Annotated in this window: 16 protein-coding genes and 1 tRNA gene; 13 read left to right on the top strand and 4 right to left on the bottom strand. The window is 32.0% G+C overall.

Features of this window, described 5'->3' with window-relative positions; genetic code table 11:
* The first annotated feature begins 758 nt into the window (after positions 1-758).
* Positions 759-893, top strand: coding sequence for a 50S ribosomal protein L34 (rpmH, locus tag P856_RS01210; protein WP_025300355.1), 135 nt, complete (start codon positions 759-761; stop codon positions 891-893).
* Between the two features lie 198 nt (positions 894-1,091).
* On the opposite strand, the gene P856_RS04500 is transcribed toward rpmH, so the two are convergent.
* A complete protein-coding gene (locus P856_RS04500; RefSeq protein WP_264357531.1) occupies positions 1,092-1,217 on the bottom strand; it encodes a hypothetical protein in 126 nt (41 codons plus the stop codon).
* Between the two features lies 1 nt (position 1,218).
* Here P856_RS04500 and yidD point away from each other — a divergent pair, with 1 nt between their 5' ends.
* The 10 genes from yidD (at position 1,219) to rplS (ending at position 12,298) form a co-directional block, all read left to right on the top strand.
* On the top strand, positions 1,219-1,602 hold the full coding sequence (gene yidD / locus P856_RS04180) for a membrane protein insertion efficiency factor YidD (protein WP_264357530.1): 384 nt from the start codon (positions 1,219-1,221) through the stop codon (positions 1,600-1,602).
* 655 nt (positions 1,603-2,257) lie between these two features.
* Positions 2,258-2,896, top strand: a complete 639-nt coding sequence (locus P856_RS01200; protein WP_025300353.1) for a tetratricopeptide repeat protein — start codon at positions 2,258-2,260, stop codon at positions 2,894-2,896.
* 10 nt (positions 2,897-2,906) lie between these two features.
* Positions 2,907-4,247: an outer membrane protein assembly factor BamB family protein gene (locus tag P856_RS01195; RefSeq protein ID WP_025300352.1), complete on the top strand. Its 1,341-nt coding sequence runs from the start codon at positions 2,907-2,909 to the stop codon at positions 4,245-4,247.
* Between the two features lie 10 nt (positions 4,248-4,257).
* Complete coding sequence (der, locus tag P856_RS01190; RefSeq protein WP_025300351.1) at positions 4,258-5,634, top strand: ribosome biogenesis GTPase Der; 1,377 nt, start codon at positions 4,258-4,260, stop codon at positions 5,632-5,634.
* Positions 5,635-7,706: 2,072 nt separating this feature from the next.
* Positions 7,707-7,925, top strand: coding sequence for a 50S ribosomal protein L31 (gene rpmE, locus P856_RS01185; protein WP_025300350.1), 219 nt, complete (start codon positions 7,707-7,709; stop codon positions 7,923-7,925).
* A 673-nt stretch (positions 7,926-8,598) separates the two neighbouring features.
* Positions 8,599-10,023: a signal recognition particle protein gene (gene ffh / locus P856_RS01180; RefSeq protein WP_025300349.1), complete on the top strand. Its 1,425-nt coding sequence runs from the start codon at positions 8,599-8,601 to the stop codon at positions 10,021-10,023.
* 52 nt (positions 10,024-10,075) lie between these two features.
* Positions 10,076-10,384: a 30S ribosomal protein S16 gene (rpsP, locus tag P856_RS01175; RefSeq protein WP_025300348.1), complete on the top strand. Its 309-nt coding sequence runs from the start codon at positions 10,076-10,078 to the stop codon at positions 10,382-10,384.
* Between the two features lie 97 nt (positions 10,385-10,481).
* The gene (rimM, locus tag P856_RS01170; RefSeq protein ID WP_044214832.1) at positions 10,482-10,997 is read left to right on the top strand and encodes a ribosome maturation factor RimM; all 516 of its coding nucleotides are present in this window, start codon (positions 10,482-10,484) and stop codon (positions 10,995-10,997) included.
* Positions 10,998-11,099: 102 nt separating this feature from the next.
* Positions 11,100-11,777, top strand: a complete 678-nt coding sequence (gene trmD, locus P856_RS01165) for a tRNA (guanosine(37)-N1)-methyltransferase TrmD (RefSeq protein ID WP_264357533.1) — start codon at positions 11,100-11,102, stop codon at positions 11,775-11,777.
* A gap of 44 nt (positions 11,778-11,821) precedes the next feature.
* On the top strand, positions 11,822-12,298 hold the full coding sequence (gene rplS, locus P856_RS01160; RefSeq protein WP_025300347.1) for a 50S ribosomal protein L19: 477 nt from the start codon (positions 11,822-11,824) through the stop codon (positions 12,296-12,298).
* Between the two features lie 1,170 nt (positions 12,299-13,468).
* Here rplS and P856_RS01155 read toward each other — a convergent pair.
* A tRNA-Val gene (locus P856_RS01155) sits at positions 13,469-13,543 on the bottom strand.
* Between the two features lie 970 nt (positions 13,544-14,513).
* Between P856_RS01155 and P856_RS01150 the strand changes: the two genes are divergently transcribed.
* Positions 14,514-15,218: a YggS family pyridoxal phosphate-dependent enzyme gene (locus P856_RS01150; RefSeq protein ID WP_025300346.1), complete on the top strand. Its 705-nt coding sequence runs from the start codon at positions 14,514-14,516 to the stop codon at positions 15,216-15,218.
* 1,522 nt (positions 15,219-16,740) lie between these two features.
* Here the strand turns inward: P856_RS01150 and P856_RS01145 are convergent.
* Both P856_RS01145 and grxC read right to left on the bottom strand, forming a co-directional pair.
* Entirely contained in the window at positions 16,741-17,193 is a 453-nt protein-coding gene (locus tag P856_RS01145; protein WP_025300345.1) for a DUF1178 family protein, read from the bottom strand.
* 3,254 nt (positions 17,194-20,447) lie between these two features.
* The gene (gene grxC / locus P856_RS01140; RefSeq protein WP_025300344.1) at positions 20,448-20,708 is read right to left on the bottom strand and encodes a glutaredoxin 3; all 261 of its coding nucleotides are present in this window, start codon (positions 20,706-20,708) and stop codon (positions 20,448-20,450) included.
* A gap of 401 nt (positions 20,709-21,109) precedes the next feature.
* Here grxC and P856_RS01135 point away from each other — a divergent pair, with 401 nt between their 5' ends.
* The gene (locus tag P856_RS01135; protein WP_025300343.1) at positions 21,110-21,967 is read left to right on the top strand and encodes a methyltransferase domain-containing protein; all 858 of its coding nucleotides are present in this window, start codon (positions 21,110-21,112) and stop codon (positions 21,965-21,967) included.
* Positions 21,968-23,001 lie beyond the last annotated feature (1,034 nt).

Below are 23,001 nucleotides of genomic sequence, written 5' to 3'. Positions count from 1 at the left end.
TAATATTACCACTGCTCATTAATTTATTAAACTAACTAAGAACTCTAGATTTCTAGACATACAAAAAATTTCTGTAAAAAAAAGAAAATATCATTTTAAATTAATTATCAAGTAATAAGATTATTCTAACACCAAAAAACCAATTGATTAATTCAATATTTTATTTATAGCGTTAATCTTAATATTATTCATTAATATACTAAAGTATACGCTATATTTTATATTAACGATTAATTAAACAAAGTTTCCATTAATTTAATAAAATTAATCACTCTAACATAACTTAATATTAGCCGATCTTGCTTAAAAGATTGATTATTTTAGTCTAAATAAATCAAAAAGTTTTTTGCTTCTATAATAAATATTGTATTTCCCAATTAATTAAGATAAAATTGATTTTATGATATAAAGAATTTTTCATTTATTGACCTAATTCAACCACCCCAATAAATTTTATAATGATTACAATGCAGGATAAATATCCTTAATCATACAATTAAATTTATTACATGACTAATAAATTTAATTGTCATATAAAAGAATGCTTTTTAGGACTTAAATTAACTTGCTATAATTTTTTGTTTGCAAATTTATTAAATAATTTTAATTTTCATCTCTTGTCCGCACAAAAATACAACAGCCATCAGTAAACATTTATCTTTTAATGAATTTGAATTATAAATCTTGATTATTGCTTTTTAATTCGGGTGACAAATTTTCATAAGATAATGATACTTTTCTTTTAAGGATGATCACATATGAAGAGAACTTACCAACCAAGCATTCTTGTGCGCAAACGTCGCCATGGCTTTCGTTTGCGCATGTCTACGGTAGGTGGACGCAATGTAATCCGTGCTCGTCGTGCCAAAGGTAGGAAGCGCTTATCTGCTTGAGTCGTTATTAATGTGCCGGCACGCTGACTGTCTTTAGTCCTACAAATTTTAAACGATCTATCAAACATTATTTTAGAACAAACTTTTTGGAGTATTAATTATCTAAGCTCATATCAAGCGCAAAGTAGCAAGATGTTAAAGTACCTTCATATCATTATGAAGTAGTTGTTTAATTTTTTCGTTGACTTGGGTTATCAGCTAAATTACTTTTATAGTTAATTCTGGAAGGATAACATTAACACCGAGGTTAGTGATACATCCGGTAATGCTTACTCGCACAACACACAGCATTGCACTTTGCCCGATATATTTATATCGATACATTGTGTCTCCTTTATTTGTTAATTGCTGTCGATATCAACCAACCTGCTCCGCATATGCGCTTGAGGTAATTAGAAAATATGGCTTATTCCTCGGCTATTATCTAACAATTAAACGCTTATTAAAATGCCATCCTTGGGGGAATTTTGGTTTTGATCCAGCTTCAATTATTACGCGTAGAATTAAAGATAACTCTATCAAGTTGACTTGGATCTCGTTCTTAAATGATACTCACCCGGAATGCCCAAAGTATTCTGTAATCAAGATGAATAGCCTAATTATTGCTACTGTTATTTGCTTAGCAATGATACCTTTCGTGTTTTCTTATCGAGAAAGAGTCCAATTAGATTCAATCTATCTGCTATCTTTAGGAAAAGAGCAGATTTAAAATCTAAAAATGTTCATAAGAGCTTACCAGAAAAACCAACGAACTATAGAAACGGCGTGTCAAAACTTTTCCCGACTAAGGAATAGTCTAAATAATAATTGTGGTGCTACAAATCTTACTTATTACACAATATGATTAAAATTTTTCTTCTTCTTAAGAAGAATCTTAGTATACAATTTTAAGAATGATCTTAGTATACAATTAAAAAATTATTTAAATAATTTTTTAATGAAAAATAAACAAACTAATTCAAATTAAACAGATTAAATAATTATAAACAAGATATGAAAATGCTAATTGTAATTTGTATGCTGTGCAGTTTTACCTTAGTTTTAAATTAAAAATATTTACTTTTCTACGTAGAAATATTATGCGACCCTATTTACCTAATTTATAGCATTGCTTATTAATTAAATAAATAACTGTTATGTATCAAAGATCCACTAAATACAAAATTTTTACTATATCTCAAAATGTAAATTGACTAAGCTAAAAATAACATCTCTAATTAAATTAGTTACTAAAACATCTTACTACATAATTCATTTTTAATGATTAAACTATTAAGTATATTTATGGTATCTAGTCTTCCATAAAACAAGCAAATTATATTATTTGGCTGATGTTTTAGATTTGGAGAATAATTCCCCGGCAAATGTCTTTGCATAAAATAAACTGGCAAAAACAGCAAAAAAAATACTTGGCCTTCTACACGAATTCTGGTTTTTGCTTAATCGCGTTGTTCCTTGGTATAATTTTTGCTATTATTGTTAGTGTTTTTTGGCAGTACTATTCAGCAGGTCAGAAATCAAATGATTCCATTACTTATGCCAAAGCGACAGAACTTCTTCGCCAAAGTAAACCTATTGAAGCTTCAGAAGCTTTTGCTGCTCTTGCTAAGGCATGCAACGGTGGCTATAATGTTCTTGCGCGCTTCAGTGAAGCTGCAGCTTTGCTCAAAGCAAATGAACTTTCTCGCGCCGCAAGCACATACATGCTAATAGCTAGCGATTCTTCTATTCCAGCTCCTTATGGTGACCTTGCTCGACTATACAGTGTACAAATAAGAATTAACACAGCTAACGGGATAACACTACATAGAGAAATTGCCCCACTATTAAATCACCATAATGCCTGGAAAATGCTTGCACTAGAAACCGAGGCTGCAATTTTTGCCAAGGAAGGAAACATCAACTCAGCCCGAAAAACTTTAGAGACTATTACCAAAGATCCATCCACTCCAAGCAAACTACGCCAACGCGCTAACGAACTATTTAAGGCTTTGGTTCCGTGAAAAAACTACTGTGATCCACTCTAATATCTATTTTATCGCTTGTTTTTATATCATCTCTACTATTACTCTTGTTGGATGCAGTCGCGATAATTTCCTCGGAGAAGATTACGACGTCCCTCTTTTAGGTAAGAGAATTCCCGTGATGCGGTTGGCAAAAAATCTCCATGAAGATCCTAGTCTCAGTAAGACTCGGATGGTTTTCCCGCGTTCTTATACAAATACTAGTTGGTCTCAAACTGGTGGCAATGCATCAAAGACACTTGGGCATATAAGAGCTGGTAATAAAATAATTAAAATATGGTCAAAATCAGTTGCTAAGGGTGGCAATCAAGAAAGAGCGCTACTTAGTCAGCCACTAATAATTAAAGATATTATTCTTGTCCTTGACAGCGAAGCTAATTTGCGAGCAATCCGTGTAAATAATGGCGATACCATCTGGAAACGTGAGTTGCGTCCAGAAGGAGAAGACAATGTCGTTTATTCGGGAGGAATAGTTGCAGACAAGAAAAATGTCTATGTTGCTACTGGCTTTGGTGAGATAATCTCTTTTGCTATTAATAATGGTGTAGAAAATTGGCGTGCACGAATCCCAGGATCAGTGCGCGGAGCTCCTACTATAGCTAATGGGCGTCTGTTTGTATTAACTCTTGAAAACAATACATTCGCCTTGTTAACTAGTAACGGATCTAGAATTTGGGAACATCAAGGGATTACTGAGGTTGCTCGCTTATTGGGAGGTGGCGCAGCACCCGCTGTCTGGGGATCAACAGTGCTAATACCATATTCATCTGGTCAACTTTTCGCCTTAAGAGTAGAGACAGGTCATATGATTTGGTTTGAAAACCTATCAAGCTTGCGTGTCACGGACGCTATTTCTCGCTTAGCAGACATCTATGCTAGCCCAGTAATTGATCACAATATCGCATTCGCAATTAGTCACGCGGGCTGTATGGCAGGCATCGATATGCGATCAGGACGGCGAATCTGGGAGCGTGCTATTGGTAGCACTGCTATGCCCTGGGTTGTAGGCGATTATATCTTCGTCGTCAACTTATCTGGCGAGCTGCTAGCTATGACTAAAACAGATGGTCGTATACGCTGGGTAAAAAAGCTTCCTCGTTTCGTAAATATGGAAGATCAAAAAGATCCAATTAGGTATGTTGGGCCAGTTATGGCCGGTGATAATTTGCTAATTGGTTCATCAGACGGTTTTCTTTATTTGATTTCTCAATATACCGGCCAACAACTTGATAAAATCACGATAGGTGACCCAATCTATGTTTCCCCAATAGTTGCTGGAGGAAAAATTTACATCCTTGATAACAAAGGGCAACTTCATGTTTTTTGTTAAGGAATAGGCAGTGGTAATTACAGTTGCAATTGTTGGTCGACCAAACGTAGGTAAGTCGACATTATTTAATAGATTAACGGGAAGTAAGCAGGCACTTGTCGATGATACTCCTGGCCTAACCAGAGACCGTCGCGAAGGCAATGCCAAAATTGCTAATCTAAAATTTCGTATTATTGACACGGCCGGCTTAGATGAAGTACATAACCAAAGCCTAAACGGTCGTATCTGGCAGCAAACTAAGATCGCAATCCACCAAGCTAATATGATATTGATGGTTATTGATGTTCGCGTTGGAGTAACACCTTTGGATTCTCACTTTGCTAACTTGCTACGTAAGTTGAAGATACCTGTTGTACTACTTGCTAATAAATGTGACACTCACGGTAGCATATCCACTATAAACGAAGCTTACAAGCTTGGATTGGGCGATCCTATAGCTATATCAGCTGAGCACAATGATGGAATATATAAACTGTACTATATCATTCACTCTTACATTAACGATAATCCGGATTTAACAGCAGAGTACCTTCGTCCATCTAATCATCTCAAAGAAATTGAAAATAGTCGAGTATTAAAAATTGCAATTGTTGGTCGACCAAACGTAGGTAAATCCACTCTAGTGAATCGCCTAATAAAAGAAGAGCGAATGTTAACTGGCCCAGAAGCTGGTATTACTCGTGAAAGTATCAAGGTGCCGTGGAAATACAGCAATCATGAAATTCATTTATTTGATACTGCGGGACTACGTCGTAAAGCTAAGGTAGTGGAAAAGCTTGAACGCATGTCGACCTCTGATAGCATGAGCGCGATACGCTTCGCGCAAGTAGTTATTCTAGTAATCGATGGCAACCAAATGCTGCAAAATCAAGAACTTGCTATCGCTAATACAGTATTCAAACAAGGACGTAGCATGATTATAGCAGTGAACAAATGGGATGCTGTTTCAGAAAAAAAAGCTGCTAGTCAACGTATACGCGAACAGCTTAACACTTCACTTTCCCAGGCACGTGGAATTCCATGGATTGCCATTTCTGCTCTACACGACACTAACCTAGGTAAGTTATTAAAGGCTGTTTTCAATATATATAAAATCTGGAATACGCGTATTGCTACTAGCCAATTAAATATATGGCTAAAAAACATGACAGAACAACATCCTCTTCCATTGTCTAGAGGAAGAAGATTACGTTTACGTTACATAACACAAGTAAACTCTCGCCCACCAACATTCGCAGCCTTTATTAACCAAGCTAACGAACTGCCTAAAAGCTATATCAGTTATTTAATTGCTGGGTTGCGTGATGAATTCGGATTAAGTGGAGTGCCGATCAGACTAAATTTGCGCACACGGCGCAACCCTTATGTAAAAATGATTGATAAATAATGTAGCAAATCCTTAGCAAGGTTTCTAAAATGCAACTTTTCTAGCATAAGTATTTAAAAAATTAAATTTAAAAATTAATGATTGTTACTCCGCAGTATAAAAATTATCTTTAGCAAGATAAAAATTAAATTACAGTCAACTAGATAAACAGCGTATTGTAATCAAAGATAATCAGTAAATGCTGATTATGAAGATTCTTACGTAAAACATTAACAACTACTTTCAAGTAATTGATTTGTTCAGTTATAAAATAAAAAACCATCTGCATGATTCCATTTATTATATAATTTATCAATTAATTTATATAAGCTTTATTCTGAAAGTTGACTCAAAGAAATGCTTATTACTATAGAACAACATCCAATAAATAACATTGTATCGAGAAATTAATTTAAACATTACAATTAACAAAAATCATCTCACTTTGAGATGCGGTGAGACCGACTTCTGTAAATATTAAAATCAATTTTAACGCGGAGATTTAAACTAAAACTGATAGCCCCCTCGATGCAATTTTAAATAATTAATTCTATTATTAATAAATATCTTTTATTACTTCATGATTACTAATACAATTTATACTATCGTTTGCTACTTAACAGCTTTACCAAAAACACTGCCTAAAAGTCAAAATAGCGACCATTTATGCAAATTCATTTTAGGCAATTTTTTAACCACACGACCTATCCTATCTTTGTTATTTAATTTTTTTAAGCTAAGTAATCAGTAATTGAAGCAATATTAATAATACAAAGAACTTCATCAATCTACCTCAACTAAATCATTCACCGCTAAAATTATCTACTAATAAAGCAGTTTATCAGCCTGATAATAAATCATTAGCATACCCTTAAGTATCTAACAAATACAGTATCTGACACCAAGAGATCATTTTTAGAATAAAATTGATTAATATTGTTGTTATAATAAGCAATGCGGTATTTACTCTACTTCTCCCGCAGAGAAGAAACATCTAATTTAAAAAATTAGCATTAACTTTGCTAATAACAATATATTAGCATATGTAACCACAGGCGAGAATTTTTAACAAATCTCAAACAAGAATATTTTTCTAAAATACTTTAATTAGTAATCTTCATTAGTTAGGTGGATAACAATAAATATCCTTCTTGTTTTTCTTGTATATTAATTTAGTCATAATAACAAGGAAGTTACTTTGTATCCTCCCTTGAAGAAAAATCCTAGATTACATCATTGATGCTGACAATTGTAATTTTCTTCTGGTAAATACGCGACATTATCTACTAAATTAACTCTTTAGCATAAAAACTATTAGAACTGCCAGTATACATCTTAATTGATATACGAAAAACAAAACTAATGTATAAATTAAAAATTATCTTCGGCGTTAGCTATGGCAGAAAAGTCCAATCGCTTTAAGCGAGCCGATAAGTATTTGCTTAATTTTTACTCATGGTCTTAATAATTAAATTTAGTGTAAAAAATACTCGCAATAGGTTTAGCATAAAAGTTTTTTCGATAAACTAGTTCTGTAAACATATACGATACATTAGTAAAAACTTATTGTTCGATATTCACACATGGAAGTTAAATAAAAAACACGCGAAATTATCTACGGTAAAAGTATCCTAAAAGGCCGCTTGATCAGTATAGATTATTAAGATATTTAATTTTAGCTTAAAATACATTTTTATACTAATGTATTTTAACACAGAAGAAAATTATAACCAAAAAGCAAGCCAAAACTTGAAAGGTCTTGTACTCAAAATCTTTAAGATTTGGCTTGCTTTTTAAAAATATTGCATAGGATAATTATAGCTCTATGCCATTCAATAGATAATGATTTATTTTTAAAATGAAGATTATGGGCGGTACATGGCTATAGTATTGTTTAGCATCATATTAATTTTTAATTAAAATATAATGCTAATAATTTATTAATGATAGTAAATTGATTAACTGTGGCAATTTATTCCATCATACTAGAGATTAGAGTAATAGTAGAATAATTATAATTCCGATCTTATAAGATCTTTTATAAAATATGCCTAGTGATTATTTATTAATAATATTTTAGGGGGGGTTATTTAATGAAGCCAAATATTCATCCAGATTATCATCAAATCAAAGTTATTATGACAGATGGCACTGAATATACGACTCGCTCGACCTACGGAAATTCTGGTGATGTCATGAAATTAGAAATCGATTCTAAGTCGCATCCAGCTTGGACAGGTCAACATCGTATAATTGATACCGCTGGACAAGTGGCACGCTTTAATAAGCGGTTTGCTGGTCTTAAAGTATGATTATTTAAGTACTTTTTTTAAAACTTGCTAATTGGCGCAAATTAGCTTTTCTAAAACAAAGGGCTATAAAGCCAATTTTTTAAAGCCAGTAGCGCTATAGAAAATGAAACGAAAGATTCGGTTTTATAAATCAAATTCTAGCTTCCAGCTAAAAACTTGAACTATTTAAATCATTTGATAGATGGCTACTTAACCTTAGATTATTTCTAATAAATTTATAATTAATTATTAACCAATAAAGTGGATATTTTGGATATAGTATTCTTTAAGTTAAATTAAGATTGGAGTCTGATACTGCACGTATGTAGATAGGCTTTGCAAGCAAAGTAAAGATAAAAATTTTTACTTGAACACTGTATACTTAGGTAAAATCTTGGCATTCTATCATGTTTCAAAGTATAATTGTACAATTAAGAATAGTTATATCAATATTGAAAACAAAATTTCTGTTAATTATTTAGTACATTTTAGCCTGTTGTTTGTATTTTTAAAATTTTAACGAGCCTAATTTCATTGTATTAGGCTGTAATAAACATATACTTTTAGCTTTTAATCTAGGCGTTTACGCAGTAAGATAGAAATGAGTCCTGTGATATTAAAAAATCTAGTTGGAATTGTTCCTTGAGTTAATTTGGTTAACGTTTTTAATGGTAAATTATTATTGGGTGATGATATGTTTGGTAGATTGAGCGAACGTATTGGATCGGTATTTAATCGCCTAAAGCAAAGAAGAAAATTGAATGAAAGTGATGTATTATCAGTAATTAGTGAAGTACGCGTAGCTCTACTTGATGCCGATGTATCCTTGCCAGTGGTGAATTTACTCCTCGAGCGAGTACGCAAACGTGCAATCGGCCGTGAAGTGATTAGTGCAGTCTCTTCCGGACAAATGATGATTAAGATTATTTATGATGAATTAGTCGCTGTTCTTGGCTCTGACAAACAGTCAATTAACCTGGATTACGCTGCTCCTGTATCTATCATGATGGTCGGATTACAGGGAAGCGGTAAAACTACTACTGCTGCTAAATTAGCTAAGCGTTTCGTAAATCAAGACCATAAGAAAGTTATTATGGCATCTCTTGATACTACCCGCCCAGCTGCACGTGAACAGTTACGCACTTTAGGGGAGCAAATTGGCGTTGATACTTTACCAATTATCCATGAAGAGACCTCAATAGCTACTGCAAAGCGTGCAATAAATACAGCCAAACTTCAAGGTTATGAAGTATTGATTTTAGATACTGCTGGTCGAACTTCTATTAATGATTTGCTAATGACAGAAGCCAAGTTAGTTAAAGATTTGGTTAACCCTCACGAAGTTTTACTGGTCGCTGACGCTCTAACAGGTCAGGACGCTGTCAACACAGCGGCTAATTTTAACGAACGCGTTGGTGTTACAGGAGTAATTCTAACCAGAGTAGATGGTGATAGTCGCGGCGGTGCATTTTTATCCATGAGAAATGTCACCGGCAAGCCAATTAAGGGAATAGGTGTAGGCGAAAAGGTAAATGATCTAGAAGATTTTCATCCAGAGCGTATCGCAAGCCGAATACTTGGTATGGGTGATATTGTATCTTTAGTCGAAAAAGCTTCCCAGACAATTGAGGCTAAAGAAGCAGAAAATATAAGCGATCGCATGTTAAAGGGTGCATTTACACTAGAAGATATGGCTTATCAGTTTAGGCAACTGCGCAATCTTGGAGGATTGGGAAGTGTAATTGGTTTTTTACCTGGAATGAGTAAGCTACAAAAACAGCTTACTAGCGCTAATATTGATGACAAACAACTCAAACGCCAAGAAGCTATCATCTCTTCGATGACTAGAACTGAGAGAATTAATCCTCAGATAATAAATGTTTCACGTAAACGTCGTATTGCGCAAGGCTCTGGTACTGATGTGGGGGATATCAATCGATTGCTGAAAACTTACACAGAGATGGCAAAGATAATGAAAAAATTCGGTAAATTAGGCAGCAAAGGCGTAATAAATGCTCTTATCGACGATAATAATCCTCTGCTCAATAAAGATGCAATGTTACATATGCCATCGGCTATTGATAGCGATTATTCAAGATTGCACAATAATCGCAAGTAAATTACATTACCTAAGTATATAATATAAACAATATAATTAAGAAAGGGAAATTATGGCACTTCGTATCCGCTTATCCAGGGGTGGCGCTAAGAAGCGTCCTTTTTATCGGATCGTTGTAGCTGAAGCTGCCTCCCCAAGAGATGGTCGATTTGTAGATAAGTTAGGTACTTATAATCCAATGTTACCTACTAGCCATCCAAATTACTTAATAATCAGCCAGGATAGATTAAAATATTGGTTGTCTGTGGGTGCCAAGGTTGCCGATCGAGTACATAGGATACTGGCTAGAGTCGACATAATGGAGCCATTTATATGGAATGAGCAGACTAAAGATTCTTTGACAGAAAAAAACCCTAAGTAATTAGAATAAACACTCGCGCAGGCAGTAATAATTGCACCATTAACTAATGCATTTTGTTGTCTGCACGAAAAAGGCAAGATAGATTTTTATATTATGTATGATCCACAAAAAAATTGGAAGTACTAATATACGTATTTGCCTCGGCGCTATCACAGAAGCGCACGGAGTTCGTGGCTTAGTAAAGGTGAAACCATTCACTGAAGTGCCAAGAGACATAGCCGCTTATGGACCGGTACAAGATAAAACTGGAAATAGATACTATGTTATGCGTGTTCTCGCCGAAAGTAAAGGAAAATTAATAGTTGCAATAAAAGGTATAAGTAACCGTAACGCCGCTCAAACTTTAAAGGGTATGTTATTTTATGTAAAACGCTGCGCCTTACCCAAGTTGAACCAAGCAACAGTGTACCATGCTGACTTAATAGGACTTGATGTCATAGATATTAGAGGCGAATTACTTGGTAAAGTATCAGCCTTATACAATTTTGGCGCAGGAGAGATTATAGAGTTTTATGCAAACGACGGTCAAGCACAAATGTTACCATTTACAAAACAATTTTTCCCTAAAATTAACTTAATTGATCACTGGATAGTCTTAAAGTTAAAAAGATGACTTAGGAATTCTTTTGTGAATAAGCATATTCAATCGCAAACCAAACAGCAATACTCATCCTCTTTTTGTGAGAAAGATAAGACAGGATGGCATGCTACAGTATTGACCTTATTTCCAACAATGTTTCCAGGCCCACTTGGCCTTTCTCTTGCGGGAAAGGCTTTAAATTCTGGAATATGGAATTTAAAAACGCTTGATATAAGGAATTTTGCGCCAAACAAATCTCGTTCTGTCGATGATTATCCATTTGGTGGCGGTTCAGGAATGGTTATGAGGCCAGATGTCGTTGATACTGCGTTGGAAGCAGTAGCTGATAGGCCGGGTCCACGGCTTTATCCTAGTCCACGTGGTGCTATTTTTGATCAGTCATGGGCTAAAATCTTAGCTAAAGAGCCTGGCGCTGTAATCTTTTGTGGAAGATATGAAGGCCTGGACGAACGTGTCATTAAAGCACGCAAGCTCAAAGAAGTTAGTATTGGTGATTTTGTGCTTTCTGGTGGTGAACCTGCAGCACTCATAATTATGGATGCTTTAATACGTTTGTTGCCTGGTGTCTTGAGGACTACGACTGCATTGACTGAAGAAAGTTTTGAAAATGGGCTACTAGAATACCCTCTCTACACTCATCCACGCAATTGGAACGGAATTATTGTTCCTGAAATTTTAACTAGCGGAGATCATGCCAAAGTAAAAGCATGGAAACGTTTAGAGGCGGAATCAATTACACGGAAGCGGCGGCCTGACCTATGGAAACAGTATATGAAGAATAAAGATAAATAATCATCCAGTAGATAACTAACTTAATACTGAGAAAGAAAAACGCTATGAACATTATAGACTGCCTTAATATGGAGCAAGTCAATATGCTTAAAATGCAGAAAGATATTCCTCAGTTTGCTCCTGGTGACACTATACGCGTAGATGTGAAAGTAGTAGAAGGGACACGTGAACGTATTCAAGCTTTTGAAGGTGTATGTATCGGACGTAACAATGGTAGTATCAATGCTTCTTTTACGGTTCGAAAAATTTCCTACGGTGAAGGAGTAGAACGTATATTTCCACTATACTCTCCAAGAATTGCTTCTATCGTAGTTATTCGACGTGGTAAAGTGCGTCGAGCAAAACTATATTATTTGCGCGGACGTACTGGAAAAGCAGCACGTATTGCAGAAAAAACTACTGGCTATTCTGGTAAACTTGCTGCAGCAGATCGCGCTATCGTCGCTAAAACAAAAGTACTAAACAAAGTTGCTGCACAGTCTGTTACTAAAGCGGCCAAGGAAATAAAAAATAAAGCTTAACAAGTAATTAAAGGTTTTACGCAATTTGTTATTAAAAGCATCAGAAATTAAGCAATGCATTATTTTTAACTGATTGCAGTGTTTGTAACGGTATATTTAGTGTTTTATGTTAAACTTAAAAGCAAAACTATTTTATGGTAATAGAGAGACATAGCAATATTTTTGATATTATCCAACTAATTCAATTTTCTTATGAAGCAAGAAGAGATTGCTATTTAATTATCCATTTTTAATAAAACTAATCAGCAAAATCTAGCTAATATAGATGGCCATAAAATCAAAACCTTCTTGAACCAAAACACCTATAAAATATCACCTTTTGTTACTTTGCAAGTAATTTTAGTATTTAAAGAGTAAAAAGTCTAAAGATCTCCTACTCAATTAATACTAAATTAGGCAAAATTAGCCTGACATTATTATAACATCATACTCTAATCAAAATTATATCATTTACTTGTTACTGTAATAACTATACAGAGTAAAATAGACTTTTAGTAACTTAAATATCTTAAGTATACTTAAGATATTACTGAATATTCATTGCTATCCGATATCAATTATCGCAAAAATAGATTATATAAAAAGAACATGCTGGAGCTCGGCAATCCAGCTTCCTAATTTTTAAGTCAAATAAAATAAGTTTACCAAAATATCCACAAAGAAACCTCATTTTCGAGGTGTTCATCAATATAATTAACGCCCAAGAAAAATAATATGCATTAACTACTGATACCAAAAAAAATACAGATGATGATTTACTATAACAATAGCTGTAGTAAATATTTTATCAAAAGCTATAGATAAGAAAACTTATAAAAATAAAATATAAAAATTATCTCATTCTACTGACGTAGATAAGCACTTTACTCAAGTTTTAGTTTTTACACCAACACAATTAAACTATAGATCTAATATATTTTAATATACACGATTAATCATCACTAATTCACTATATTATCTGATCTAATTGATCAAGATTATTCGATTCACGTATACTACAATGTATATCCGGTAAAATTTTTCAACTACAGCACCTTCGCTCAAGTAGCTATAAACTACTAATTTATTAAATTTTAAACTGCGATAAAGAATCAGAATCTATCAAAAAAATACCTACCTTCTACCAACATTATTTAATGAATAGTTAAATCCTCAGTAATTTTATTAGCCTGGTGGGCACGGCTGGAATTGAACCAGCGACCCCTGCCATGTGAAGACAATGCTCTACCACTGAGCTACGCACCCAATATCTACATAGGAAATGTACAGCAATGACGCAAAAATACTTTTGCTAATCAACTCAGTTATACTTTCATCATTCCAGCAGATTTATCTGTTATAGCATCAAAGAAAAAATAATTTATTGCTAATATAATGTACTAATATAAACTAGTGCTCAATCATACAGAAAATATACAAGCTACAAACTACTAATTTTTTAATGAAGGTAGAACAGACACTAATGCTTGTTGCTGTATCTAATTGTTCAATTAATATTATATATTATCTTGCATAAGATTAGCCAATAAACAACAAAAATAAGCAAAATATGCTATAAAATATAAGGATGTATATAAAATAGCCTAGTATTCAATCTAAAAGCATATGATCTCGTATAGAAATTATATATTTTGCATCTTTTATAATACAACTTATATAAAATATAATATTATCCAAAATACTCTAAGGCAAGTAATCAAAACCATATATCATCTGGCTAAATTAACTAATTTTAAATCAGCTAATACAGCTTAATAATATTATAATTTATGCATAGAATATCTTTCGTTCTATAATTAAGAATTACATATATTTAGCAATATGCTCTTTAATTACTTGGTTTGAATAAAATGATACTATTCCTAATATAGTAATACTCACAATATATTGATTAATAAAATTTGATAAGTTTATTTAATTAATTATCATCAAAAGTCTGTAGCATCTGATTGTTGTTTTTTATAATTAACGATCGCTTAAATAAATGTATAGTATAAAATATTATGCAATTATTAAAAATAATTAATTTATAAAAAAAACTAAAGATTACTTAATTGATATTATTTATTTGATGTTTAGTTTTAAATAAACTAATAGTTACGTTACTAAACTAAATGACATTCTCAATAAATGTATAATAGTAATTTTGTACTATTGCTTTTTAAAAGATTATCAATACGATAATTTTGTTAATGTATGGAGGATTAAAAGAATCGTGCTCAGGAAAGAAAATGCTAATATTAATCCTTCTGTAATCAGGCAAATATCTAACAATATTAATTCTATCCGCAAAGATATCGAACGATCAGCTAACGAATCAGAATTAGATCCAGCAGGTATAACACTAATTGCAGTAAGCAAGGGTCAGCAACTAGAAAAAATTGAAGCAGCGCTGATCACTGGACAGCGAGTTTTTGCCGAAAATAGGATACAGGAAGCAGAAAGCAAATGGCTGGATTACCGAGCCCGATACGATAACGTCGAACTGCATCTCATATGTCCGTTACAAACTAACAAAATACGTAAAGCTGTAAAGATTTTTGACGTCATACAAACGATTGATCATCAGAAATTAGCATGGGAAATAGCAAAAGAGATGGAAAAGCAAGACCGACGACTAGCTTGTTATATACAAGTCAATACAGGTGAAGAAAAGCATAAAGCTGGAGTTAACCCCAGCTCTTCTGATGGCTTTATCACTGAATGTCGTGATAAATTGGGGTTAAATATTGTTGGGCTAATGTGCATACCTCCAGTAAACGATAATCCAATCCTTCATTTCGCAATGCTACGTGAGATTGCTAAACGAAACAACATTACTAATTTGTCTATGGGCATGAGCAATGATTTTGAAAAAGCGGTAAAGATGGGCGCAACCCATATTCGTATTGGTAGAGCAATCTTTAGCAAAAGCCAATAAGCTTGCGTTATTGCATCATTTTCACAAAAATATTTCTACTTTCCCAACATAATATCTAATTCTAATTTTACCTTAGTCGATTAATTAAGAATGAGCTATTATAAATTAGCTTGCCTGGCTAAATAAAGCTCAGTGAGCAAAACAATATTAGCAATATATAAGATCGATTAAGGTCAAGGGTTATTTTCTTAAAGCAAGAAAAAAATTAGCTAATTAAAGTTAGATATAGCCTATGACAAATTTAACAACAAACGTTATACTTCTATATTTATTATCAATATTGGTAGAGTATAAGAAATCCTTAATTTTAAATTGGCTTACATTAATTTTATACCTAATTAAGCATACCATTATTAAATTAAAATACTTAAAATTCAAGGATTAACCAATGACATTAAAAGCAATTATTGCCCTAACAAGTACTATAATTTAACTGTATTTTTGCTATTTATTTGTTAGCAAACCAGAGTTTGCTAACATTATGCTGTACAATATGAGTATCTTTCCCTAATCTAATAGAATTAGGGAAAGATACTCATAAATATAAATCAGTCTTTAGAATTCCTAGCGTAAAGTTTGCTGAAATCCTATAAATAAATTAACTTTTTATTTATAGTAAATTATGAAAGACTTTTATTTTAATTTACTTAGTCGGATTGTACCTAATTCTTAATTACATTTTTGAATAAACTAATTAAATTATTAATAATAAAAGCTAGTTAGTAGAAACTGCTTGTAAAAATTTTTACCTACAATTACAATCCGATCAGGAGAAGCTATACAAAAAAATTGTATTAGTAGAAAGTAATAGTACCTTCTAAGCTATATTCAACATAAATAAAATCACATAAATTGTAGGCAGAATGCGGGGTAATTGCTAGCCATTCAAAATTAATCCAGGGATTAAACCATTCGCTATGAGTAATGCAATACGAAAATAAACCAATTTAAATAATATATCAACAGCCGCTCAAACTTTCGTTTCGTCCTAGCTTTATCAGTTAATTACAGAAAACTACTAAGCACTTTAATTAATAATTATAATGTTGTAGATAAAAGTTATGCTTATCTGTATAAGCACGTTAAATTTTAATACCAAGCCCTATGCTAACATATACTATTCATACCAAATCAATAACTAATAATTAGTTATTGATTTGGTATGAATAGTATATCAACTTATCTTAAAAAGAACTAGCATTGAATAGTAACGTTAAAACACTTAAACGAAAAATAATAATTACAAGATGCATATTTTTGACATAAAACAATATAATATCTTTATTACAAGATAAACATTATTATTTAAATATCACTTATCAAAATAAGCCAAGCTAAAGAAGAATGTTAAGCAGTCAAAAAACAAGTTGGCAAACTGATATATCAGAACTATTTAAATTATATCATCTCGTTGAAACAGTATTATTCATTACTAAGTTGCTAAAAACAGCATGAGTTTACACTACCTATACACAAACCTTTGTAGCAAAATCCATTCCAAGTACAAAAGAACCCTATTCTGTTAAGAATCGTCACGCAACCAAGGAATAGTACCAACTTCAATTCCTTCATCAAACAACTCTTCGCGTTCCTGAGGAGTAGTGTCTCCATAAATCCCTCTAGATTCACTATCCCCATAATAAATTTTGCGCGCTTCATCTGCAAAGCGGTCACCAACATTATCACAATTCTGTTCTATTTTACGACGTAAGCCTATAAGCTGTTGCTTTAACATAACTGCTTGAGACAATACCTGTCTTTGTTGTTGTAAACTCTGATTTTCTTCCTCTATTATAGCTTGATTTCCTTCCCTACTGCGCATTGCTGGTGCCATTGGTGCGCGCACAATATTTGAAGATCCGCAATTAGGACAAGATAAAAAACCACATTCAGCATGTTCTTCAAAGGCAGCACTGCTCTGAAACCAAGCCTCAAATTCATGATTTGCGTTGCAGCGTAGGCGATAATGGATCATCTTATCCACCAGTTGTAAAAATAGTAAAATAACGTAAAATCAATTAATATAAATTATGCATCTAATAATGACAGTTACAATATACATCAGCAATTCGAGTATAGAAAACTCATCATAACATTTGGCAAACTTCAATCACCTATCAGCATTTCAGTGCATTTGATTAATTAAAATTACTCAAATAACAAGCCATATGTCGCAATTAATATAAAAATTTGTCGAAAAACACCTTCACTTAAAAAGTGAATGCCACAATAAGATAGAACATTATATACAAATACTAGATTAAGTACAAGCTCAAACAAAACATATTTCTGGACATTATATATTAAAATATAGAATTTCGTTATCTATTTTTACTAAATTTATACTTAATATTAAATTTAACTATAGTGAACAGATAAAATAAGCTTTCATAGCTTTACTAAAAAACTTGCAAGTCAAATATGAGCAATGCGCTACTGCCGCATCTAGCAAAATATGCATTTTGCATTTAAAAGTGATCAAAAAATCTCTCGTTATATATTATCACAACACAGTTGTTATAATATTAATATCTTTTATGGAAAGAAATAAAAGGGATAGCAATTAATGTCAATCGAGATTATTTTGCTTGCTGTTTGCAACGGATGATTAACAAAATAGCCTGAAGATACTCTTAATTGTAAGTCTAATTGACTAAGAAAATAAAGCTATGATGCAGTAAACACGTAATAGATAACTATTAAACCAAAATTTAGCAATGCCATAATTAAAAACTTTATCATCACACAAAGTGTGATTTTTCATCTTATTAAAAATTCCACTGCTAATCATAATAAAATTATGAGCAATAGTAAATAAGATCTAGTATTTTTGAATACAACCCAATTATAACTTCGCATAATTCACGAAAAGTAAAGTACGCAATCTATTGTCCCAAGCAGTACAATGATTACAAGCAAAACAACTAATATAACCTTACCTATTCGAAGAGCATTCCTTCGCGCATTATATTGAATGAGCTAATATTTTAAGTTTATTTTATTGAATAAGATACTAACAATTGATTGCCGTATTAGTTAATAAGCAAATTTCTACCTAACTTAGGTTATTGAGTTCTATAATTAAAGATTTGCCAAGAGCAAAATAATGATCGATAATTACATAATAAAGCATAAAGATTCTATTTATTATCTTATTAATATAAGGCATATAAAAATATATCTCTTTACTTATCATAGATAAATCTATCCATATAGTACTTACATAAAAATTTAATTCCTCCAATTTTACCTATAAGAAAATATAGAACAACTTTCTTATATAAGTAATACAAGTATTATTTTTATTCGAAATAATAAAAATAATACTCATCACGTCTAATAGTTAACTGTATTAAATATTACCATAAAATAAAATTTCATTTATATAGCGATAAATAGATAAAGATTGTTGTTACTACGTTGAGAATGATTTACTGCACTTTACTTGTATTAAAAATTAAAATAATATTAATCAGAATAACTTAGGGATAATTTCCAAAACATACAACTAATACTAAAATATGCTTATCTTCAAATCTAACCCAACTAAGGTTATTTCCAGGAAATAAATAACAGATAAAACAAATTCAAGCTAGTATACACTACGCCAGTAAAACTGACCAAGGCGAGTTTGCATAATTCATTGAGCTTATGTCTCATAAGCTCAATGAATTATGCTCCTTAGTTAAAACATTCATTCAATATATATGCAAATGAGCACTATTTTTTATATTCATCAAACCTTATTTAGCAACTCTACGTTTTAACTAGATGTTAAAGCACACAGTTACGTTGTAAAATCAGAAGACATCATTAAAGTGAATGAATGCTAGAGCAGACAAAACTATAACTAGAAATATCTATGATTTTTAAAATAAGTAGCATAATCTTTGGTTTATCAAAAGCATACTCTTTTACAAATAAAACTACATAACTTGAGATAAAGAATAATAAACTATTATTTTTATATCATTATTACTACCTATCTCGAGGTAGTACACTAAGCACAATAAATTAAAATAATTATCATTATCAATAATAAACTTATTCCCCAAAATAACAAAAACATAATCATAAAAATTAAATTTTTTAAGGTAAAAATTACAACTAGCTATGAAATAAAGCAATTTTTATTATACTAAGAGATACCTTGTGCGATTGAAGATTAAAACTACTAGCACATAGCTAGGATAACTTTACTCATTACTATTGATTAATATTCTTGTTGTTTCTTTTTGATTATTTATTTATTAAGACAATAAACTTATTTTTTTTTGTATAAATTACACCAGGATAATCATAATAACTAATTATCCAACAATAATGTAGGCACAAATAAGTGAAAATATTGTTGTATAATTTCTAACTATTTAGATTAGGCGCTAGATAACAATATGCTAGGTTGTTTGTTTAATTTCTACACTAAATTTTATAATTTAACTAAATATTACCTTGTAATTCAGAAATATCTTGCGTACTAAAATATACAAGTAATTATACATCCTCCAGAGTAATACTCTTACCTGCGGTAAGCAATTTTTACGAGAAAATTAAACAATACTGTTTAACCTCCCTTACCTTTGTAAGCGATTGAGCAATTAACGCAACTACTTATTGGCAAAAGGCCAAATAAAAAAACAATAAACCATAGATAGCATAATACGTAGTATTTTATATAAAACAATTCGTTTAATAGGTCAGTAAGGACATCAAAAATTCATCTGTTTCACATCAAGAAGAAAACATCAATCAAATTGCTAAATCTATGATTATATTGCTGATGAATTGATATGTAGTAAAGCAAATAATTCAAATAAAAAGCTATCCAGGATAACGTTTAGCGTATGAAGCCAAATTACACGCTTTTGTACTTTTAATCAGTAATAGTATCGGCTGAACATTATGCAATGAGCAATAAATATATGCAACATTATAAAAGCAGGATTCCAAAACAAGCTTGCGTTTTCATGACTACTTCAAAACTAGCAAACTACACCTTAAAATAATCAACAATCATAGTTACGACAGCACTGAATCATCCCTAACCCAAAACATTAAAAAATCGAAAGAAAATCTTTTAGTCAAATTACCAGCTCCAACGTAATATTTAAAAAATTATTAAGGAATAGCATAGGTGTTATTGCCTAATTAGCGATTTTTTCAAATATATCTTCAAAGGTTAAACAATGTTTTAAGGAGAAGAAAGCACAGATTCAGGTAAAAGAAGCATTAAAGAAGATAGTCGAGCTTACCCAAGCGATCCAATTCCGCAAGCTCATCGGAACCGCCAATGCATTCCCCATCAATAAATATCTGGGGAACACTGCTCCCCCCGTTAGCCCGTTCGCTCATTTTAAAACGAGCATCTCTCGACTCACCAACGTCATATTCAAGGTAGGCCACCCCCTTATTTGCTAATAGCGACTTAGCACGAATGCAATATAAACACAAAGGAGCAGTATAAATCTCTACTCTAGCTGTATTCGCCATTTTGAACATTCTCTTGTAGTAGACAATAAATTCGAGAAACCTATGTAAGATAAAGTTTAATCGTTTAAAGAGCTGCTTGTATTTATTTGAATTAATATAAAGACTCTCAAAAAGCATAATCGATAGTCTATGAGCTATAAAGTAAGATTACTCATTCTTGTATTTAGGAGTAGAATAAGAAAAGAATTGCCCTATATAGCTTAGGGGGTTTAGCTAATCAGCAAAGAAATAAACAAAAAGCAACATTAGGCAAAAATTAAGTAATTTTGTAGCTCAGCTATCACGCTGAACTAAGGAAGGATTCATGATAAATATTAATTTATAGTATACTTAACTAGAAGGTTTCCTTAACAAACATTTATACTTAGTAGTTTTAGCAAATTATAGTACCAATCTAGCTAATGAGCGATGTTGTAAATATATTTGATCGTTCTTTGCTACGTCGACGCCGAGAACGTGCACGTAAAGATTATAAAAAATTTGCTTTTTTAGAAAAAGAAATTGCTGGTAGATTGGCTGTAAGGTTGACAGACCTTCGTCCTCGTTTTCCACTATCCTTAGAAATAGGTGCTCGCTCTGGTGGCTTAGGTAATAGACTTAGAAGCAGTGGTAAAATTGATACCTTGATTCAAAGTGACTTATCTATCTCTTGGGCAACAGAAAGAGGTAGTGATGGACCAGCTTTAACTCTTGATGAGGAGTTTTTACCATTTGCCAATAGGTCGCTTGATGCGGTTTTTAGTGCGCTTTCATTGCATTGGGTTAACGACTTACCTGGTGTATTATCACAAATTCGCCAGGCACTAAAGCCAGATGGATTAATGTTAGTAGCATTTTTGGGCGGCAATACACTAGCAGAACTCCACAAATCTTTCGTTGAAGCTGAAGCAGCAAATGCTAGCTGTTTTACTCAGCGGATATCGCCTTTTGCTGATCTAAGTGACGTCAGTGTTTTGACACAACGTGCTGGTTTTAAGCTATCCGTAGTAGATACAGACACGATCACCGTAACATATAATAATGCACTAGATCTTATGTATGATTTGCGTGGTATGGGAGAAACTAATTTAACAATGAAACGCCAACGTATACCACTAAGTCGTACCTTGCTTAATGAAGTGATAAAATATTATGCTAAGCGCTTTGCTGGAGAGGACGGAAAAATCCAAGCTAGTTTCCAAATCTTATACATAACAGCCTGGGCTCCAGCAAAAGATCAACTCAAATCTATTCTTCCACAATATACAGCAAGCAAATGAGCTTATGCTTTTGGCAGGACGGTAAGATGAGTAAAGATTACTTTGCTTCTGCTTAGATATATAACGCATTGCGTTATATATCTATAACAAATAACAAACCCTGTGGGTAAGATTGATATACTAATTATACAATTATTCATAACAACAAAACACTTATTAAGAAATCACCTAATATCAGATGAGCTAAAGCTTTGTAAATAAAATAATTAAATTATAGGCTAATGATTAAACAGCTAACACAACCGCTCATTCATCAAACATCTGCGCTGTGAAGCTGAGATTATTTCCTTTTACGATTTCTTTATAGAAAGAATAGCATGACTTAGCTTAGTGCAGAAGGTTTTGATAATCTAGGTCCCTAGGGACAACTCACTGATAAAATAGAAAATTTTAAGCGATAAATTCAAGGATTGATATTGCACTATCAATGCATAAATAGGCGCTAACATCAATCATCTAATAGACTAATCTTCCTTATAAATTTTATAATAAGAAATTAAGTGCAGAAAAAGTATTTTTGGCTCAAATAATCTGAAACATTTTAATAAAAACTACTTTATATTCTCCAGAATAGTATAAATATAAAGGTTATCCATTGAATAATATTTTCTTACTCCACCTTATTAGCTACAATGATAAAAATATATCTATGCGTCTTGATGAATATGAAATATACCTATTCTCAACATTGTTACGAAACTCCATATGCATAAAACAATTTACAGAACGTATTGCATTATTAATCCGAAGAATGAGATAAGTTATAAAAAGTTTAAATTTTTACTTTATCTAAAGTATTAGATAAATACTAAAAAGCAATACGAATGATTTATAATAAATTTTAACACTCATAAAATTACTGTTCCAAATCATTTTATATCAAAGATAAGTTTTAATATTTAAAAATTATTAACTTAATAATACTGAATTAATAAGTGTTTTTAATTAACTTTTTTCATGTTTGACTAACGAATAAATAGCTAAGCTTCATCAACAAAATTAGTTAAAGCCTTATTGCTTATTACCAACAAGGC

This window comes from Candidatus Endolissoclinum faulkneri L5, from assembly GCF_000510265.1.
Lineage (GTDB): Bacteria > Pseudomonadota > Alphaproteobacteria > Thalassobaculales > Thalassobaculaceae > Thalassobaculum > Thalassobaculum faulkneri_A.
This window is presented reverse-complemented; position numbering and strand designations above follow the sequence as displayed.